General features: G+C 73.7%; 5 protein-coding genes. All 5 read right to left on the bottom strand.

The features are described 5' to 3' along the window. Positions 1 to 123: 123 nt before the first annotated feature. The 5 genes from PV682_RS23115 to PV682_RS23095 all read right to left on the bottom strand — a co-directional run bounded on the left by PV682_RS23115 (position 124) and on the right by PV682_RS23095 (position 4,659). Positions 124 to 813 (bottom strand): HAD family hydrolase, encoded by a 690-nt coding sequence (locus PV682_RS23115; RefSeq protein ID WP_319732806.1) that lies wholly within the window; start codon positions 811 to 813, stop codon positions 124 to 126. A gap of 106 nt (positions 814 to 919) precedes the next feature. Next, positions 920 to 1,606 (bottom strand): phosphatase PAP2 family protein, encoded by a 687-nt coding sequence (locus PV682_RS23110; RefSeq protein WP_319732804.1) that lies wholly within the window; start codon positions 1,604 to 1,606, stop codon positions 920 to 922. A gap of 295 nt (positions 1,607 to 1,901) precedes the next feature. Next, complete coding sequence (locus tag PV682_RS23105) at positions 1,902 to 2,837, bottom strand: M56 family metallopeptidase (RefSeq protein WP_319732802.1); 936 nt, start codon at positions 2,835 to 2,837, stop codon at positions 1,902 to 1,904. A 123-nt stretch (positions 2,838 to 2,960) separates the two neighbouring features. Further along, positions 2,961 to 3,560, bottom strand: a complete 600-nt coding sequence (locus PV682_RS23100) for a DUF5134 domain-containing protein (protein ID WP_319732800.1) — start codon at positions 3,558 to 3,560, stop codon at positions 2,961 to 2,963. 337 nt (positions 3,561 to 3,897) lie between these two features. Next, on the bottom strand, positions 3,898 to 4,659 hold the full coding sequence (locus tag PV682_RS23095; protein WP_319732798.1) for a VOC family protein: 762 nt from the start codon (positions 4,657 to 4,659) through the stop codon (positions 3,898 to 3,900). Positions 4,660 to 4,921: the final 262 nt, after the last annotated feature.

Here is a 4,921-nt window from a genome sequence, read left to right as displayed (position 1 = left end):
GAGGAGGCACAGCTCAGCGATACATGGCGCGTCGTCACAGATGGGCCCGACAGAACGGGGCCCGTTGTCGCGGTGGGGGGGGGGGGGGGGGCCCCCCCCCCCCCACCCCCCCCCGGCCCGCGCTCAGCCCGCGAATTGCAGCAACGGCCGTAGCCCGTCCGGCCGTTCGGCCACCGGCAGATGGTCCACGAAGTGCACCCGGCAGCCCAGCGCCGCCGCCCCGCCGTCCGCCCGCCGGTCGTCCCCGACCATCACCGCCGACCGCGGCTCGACCCCGAGGGCCCCGCAGGCGATCGCGAACAGCTTCGGCTCCGGCTTCTGCACGCCGTGCTCGAACGACAGGATGTACGCGTCGACCAGCCGGTCCAGACCGTGCGCCCGGAACACCGGCCGCAGATCCCACCCGATGTTGCTCACCACCGCGATCCTGACGTCCCGCGCCCTGAGCGCCCCCAGCACCTCCGCCGCGTCCGGGTACGGCGACCACGCGGCAGGCTGCATGTGCCGCTCGTACAGCGCGTCGTGGAGCGCCGGGTCCGGCAGCGGGACCAGCCGGGACAGGCCCGTGTACGCGGCCCGGTGCGCCTCGGCGCTCTCGTCCCTCACCCGCCACACCTCCGCCAGCTCCTCCGGCACCCGCACCTCGCCCTTGCCGCCGGGCAGCGCGCCCACCTCCTCCAGGGCGCGCGCGTACCCGGCCAACTCGGCCTCGGGCAAGGTGAGTCCGGCGTCCTCGACCACCGCACGGAGCCAGGAGTCGGTGGACTCGATACGGAAGAGGGTCCCGGAGAAGTCGAACAGCACTGCGCTCATGCGCTGGACTCTACCCGGGGCACTCTCCGGCGCAGGGGGCTTGACCTGGGGGGCAGTTGAGGGCGACCGGTGGTGGAGGGGGTGGGACGTGGGCGGTGCGGGGCGTTCAGCGGTGCGGGTCGCTGTTCAGTACGCGGCGGTGCGCCTCGATCGCCGCTACGACGATCAGCGCGCCCAGCAGCCAGCCGCCGAGGACGTCCGTCGGCCAGTGCACGCCCAGCCAGATCCGGGTCAGGCCGACGCCGGCGACGGACACCGCCGAGACCGTGACCGCCGTGCGCCAGACCGCGCGCGAGCAGCCGTGCACGTGCAGGAGCCAGAGCAGAAGCCCGAACGCGACCGTCGCGGTGAGGGCGTGGCCCGAGGGGAAGGCCGCGTAGTGGGCCGAGTCGAGGGGGTCGGGCCAGACCGGGCGCTCCCGGCCCACCGCGCTCTTCAGGCCCTGCTGGATCAGCGTCCCCACGGTCGAGGTGACCGCGAGCCACAGCGTCGTGCCCCACGCCTGCCAGCGGATCACGAGCCCCACGGCCACCGCTCCGAGCAGCAGACGCATCGTCAGGGGGTCCCAGACCCAGTCCGTGAGGATGCGGGACGCCTGGGAGAGGGCGGGGGAGTCGACGGCCCAGCGGTGTGTGGTGCGGGAGATCTCACCGTCGGCGTCCAGGATCGGGGGCCACTCCGTCCACACCAGGGTGAGCAGGAGGACGAAGGGGATGCCCAGGAGGAGGGCGGCGCGGGCGGCCGGGGGGTGGGTCGGAGGGTGGGGCGGGGTGGCGAGGGGTGGGGGGTGCATGGGTCGATCCTCGCCGATGGGAGGCGGGGGAGGCGAACGGGGGGTGGCGCGGGGGTGGCTTCGGGGGGCGGGGGTTCGGGGCGTGGGGTCTTGGGGAGTGGGGCTTCGGGTGTGGGGCTTGGGGGAGTGGGGCTTCGGGCGCGAGGTTTGGAGGCGTGGGACCTTGAGGCGGGGGCTCGGTCCTTCTGCTGGGCGGAGGCTGGGTCGGTGGCTGGTGCGGGGGTGTGGCAGGGCCCGGTGTGCGGGCTCGGGCGGGGGAGCCGGGCTTCGGCTCAGCGCTTGCTCGGGGCCGTCCTCAACTCAGCGCGTGCAACGCCGGTACCAGCGTGATCAGCACCGGGATCACCGGGACCAGGGTTGCGAGTGCCGTGAGGCGCAGGCGGTGGGTCGGGGGGAGGCGGTTCGGGGGTGTCAGGAGGCGGTCGACCCGTCGGGAGACGTGCGCGTCCGGGGTCGGGGTGGGGCCGAACACGCCTCTGTCCTCGTTGAGTTGGACGAGCGCCAGGGCCGTGGTGAGCCGGCCGAAGCGGCGCGACGCCATGTCGTCCGCGGCGAGTTCGACCAGCCGGTGCATCTCGTCGCGGAACGCCGCGAACACCGGCACCTGCGGGAACCCGCTCGCCAGCGCTCCCGAGGCGTGCAACAGCCAGTCGTGCCGCGCCTGAGCGTGCCCCTGCTCGTGAGCGCGTACGGCGTCCAGCTGACGCCCCTTCAGGCGGCGCAACGCGGCGGTGGTGACGACGAGTTGGGGTTTCGCGCCGGTCAGGAACCAGGCGTCGGGGCGGTCGCCCTCCAGCACCACGAGCCGCTCACCGCCCGGCCGCTCACCCGGCAACAGCGGTACCCGCAGCCGGAGTTCGGCACACCGGACCCGGTGCCGGCGCCGGGCGCGGGCGACCTCCCGGACCAGCATCGCCCCGCTCCACAGGCCCGCGCACGCCAGTGACACGGCCGTGGCCGCCGCCCAAGGGCCGGTCGTCGTCAGGGCGTACGCCTCCACGACCGCGCGCGGCGCCGGGGCGAACACATGACCCCGCACCGCCTGCCACGCCGCCGCCGCGCTCAACGTCATCGACAGCGCGCAGCACAGCAGCACCGCCGCGACCACACACTGCCAGGCCCACAGCGCGACCACCGGTTCCCGGTCCGGCCAACTGGCCCGGGCGAGCAGCCGGGGGGCCGCGACGGCGGTCACGAGACCGAGCAGGAGGAGGACCGCGGGGACCGTCATGGGCAGCAGCCTATGAGGGGGGTGTGCTCAAGGGAGGTGTCGGGGCGGCGAAGTGACGCAGGACACTGTTTGAGGCGGGGTGGGCGAGCGAGGCCACGTAACTGGCTTGGTGGCTTGGTGGTGTCACATGCTCAGCAGCATCGCCAGCATCCCCATCCCCATCGACAAGCGGCACGCCCGCGCCAGCTCCGGGCGGTCGCCCCATCCCGGACGGCTGCCTTCGTCGTCGCCGCCCCCACCGGTCGCCGTCCCCACGGGTACGAGTCTCGCGCCGGACGTCAGGACGTACGCCGCGAAGTACAGGAGCAGTACGCCCGTGAGCAGCGGCACGCCTGAACTCCCGTGCGCATGCACGTGCGACGGCGTCGCGGCCATTACGGCGGCCATGTAGACCATCGCCAGCGCGCCCACGAGGTGATGCGCATGGTGTCCGACCAGCCCACTCGGGCCACCGGAACCACCTCGCCCACTCCCGCGTACCGCCCACAGCGAGCGCGCCGCCGCCACCCCGAACACCGTCAGGTACACCGGCCACGCCCACCCCGGCGGCGTGAACACCCCCGCCGGTACCGCCATCGCGGCCATCCCGAACCCCATCACCGCCTCGCCGCCCGCGGCCCCGCGCTGCCCCTTGTCCGCGCTGCGCATCCGCAGCAGGCAGTACGCTCCCGTCGCCGCGCACAACGCCACCAGCAGCCAGCCGAGCGAAGCCGGTCCGTGCACGTGCACCTCCCCGTGCCGTGTCCTGTGCGTTCGTGAGTGAATCCGTGCCGGGTGTTCGCATGTCGGGTGCCCGGCGCCGACGTACCGGGCGTCCGCGTACCGGGCGTCCGCGTGTCGGGCGTCCGCGTGCCGGGCCTCCCGTTCCTGGCGTTCCGTCCAGAGCCGGTCCGCCCTGAGGCGTCACGTCCTGAGCGTTCCGTACGAAGTGAGCGATGCCCGGGGCGGGCGGCGCGCACGCGAGCGCAGAAGTGCACGAGGGGGCGTGAAGGGGGTTCCCGACGCGCCGCACCCGCGTGCCGGACCACTCGCCGGACCATCCGCCGGGTTTGACGGGGCGTCAGCCCGCCGCGCTCCGGTAGACCCCGAACACTCCGCCCTGCGGGTCGCGCAGGACGGCGATGCGGGGGCCTTCGGGGACCGTCATCGGTGCCATCAGGGTCGTACCGCCCGAACGTCCGGCTGTGGACGCCGTGTTGTCCACGTCGGTCACCGCGAAGTAGGGGAGCCAGTGCGGGGGGACCTCGGGCGGGAAGCGGTCGTCCATGGTGAGCATGCCGCCGAAGTCCTCGCCGCCTACGCCGAGTTGGGGGTAGCGGGCGGAGGGGCGGATCGTCCAGCCGAAGACGGTGGTGTAGAAGGACTCGGCGCGTGAGGTGTCGCGGGTGAGGAGTTCGACCCAGCCGAGGGCGCCGGGGGAGTTGAAGACTCCGGCGCCCGGGAAGGTTCTGCCCTGCCAGAGCTGGAAGACCGCGCCGCCCGGGTCCGCGGCCACGGCGAAACGGCCGATGTCGAACACGTCCATCGGGCCGACCAGCACCTTGCCGCCCGCCTCGACGAGCAGCCGCGTGCTGACGTCCGCGTCGGACACGGCGAACGACACGTTCCAGGCGACCGGCTGACCGGGCTGGTACAGCGGCGTCAGCGCGGCGACGGCGTCCTCGCCGAGGTACGCCATCGTGTAGCCGCCGGCCTCCTGCCGGGGGTCCGTCTCCGTCCGCCAGCCGAACAGCCCGCCGTAGAACCGTTTCGCCGCGTCCAGGTCGCTGGTCCCCAGCTCGGTCCAGCAGGGCCCGCCGGGCACGGGCGCGTCGAGCTTCATGGCGTACCTCCCTAAAGCACCCCGAGGCCGGCGCGGGAGTCTTCCGGGGCCGGCGCCTCGGAGGCGGCGGCCGTTGAGGCCCGGGTCACGGAGCGCGGGCCTTCCCGGAACCGGCCCCCCCAGAACGAGTCTCTTGAAGCCGAGGCTCTGGAGAGCGACACTCCCGAAGCCGAAGCCGAAGCCGAAGCCGAAGCCGAAGCCGAAGCCGAAGCCGAAGCCGAAGCCGAAGCCGAAGCCGAAGCCGAAGCCGAAGCCGAAGCCG

Origin of the sequence: Streptomyces niveiscabiei (assembly GCF_033794345.1) — a bacterium.
Classification (GTDB): Bacteria; Actinomycetota; Actinomycetes; order Streptomycetales; family Streptomycetaceae; genus Streptomyces; species Streptomyces niveiscabiei.
The sequence above is the reverse complement of the archived record's forward strand: the minus strand, read 5'-3'. Positions and strand labels throughout refer to the sequence as shown.